1 protein-coding gene is annotated in these 392 nt (G+C 38.3%); it reads left to right on the top strand.

Features of this window, described 5'->3' with window-relative positions:
- Positions 1-97: 97 nt before the first annotated feature.
- A partial coding sequence (locus ACLWS4_RS37715) for a substrate-binding domain-containing protein (protein ID WP_416876530.1) occupies positions 98-392 on the top strand: 295 nt, incomplete at its 3' end.

The following is a 392-nucleotide window of genomic DNA, read 5'->3' as shown; positions in this document are numbered from 1 at the left end:
TGTACGTAACAATTACTGTTAATTTGTTGAGCATCTTCAATACTAGAAAAGGAAACTTACATGAATATGAGCAAAAAATACGAAAAAATTAAGCAGGATGGGTGAAATCATGATGTACCAGACAGAGGAAAACAAAATCAATCTATTTAAAAAACTTCATACAATGCTGTCGCGCCCTGAGTTCGCTCCGACTGCAATTGTTTGCTACAACGATCAACTGGCCATTCAAGTCATGAATTTTGTCAAAGAAATCGGTCTGAATATACCAGATGATCTCTCTGTTATTGGGGTTGATGATTACCAGTTTTCAAAGTTTATCAATCCGGCATTAACGACTGTTCGCCATCCGCAGGAAAAGATGGGGATTGATGCCGGTATAACCCTTGGTTGCT

The sequence above is a fragment of the Kitasatospora sp. SC0581 genome (assembly GCF_048159585.1).
In the GTDB taxonomy this organism is placed as follows: Bacteria; Actinomycetota; Actinomycetes; order Streptomycetales; family Streptomycetaceae; genus Kitasatospora.
This window is presented reverse-complemented; position numbering and strand designations above follow the sequence as displayed.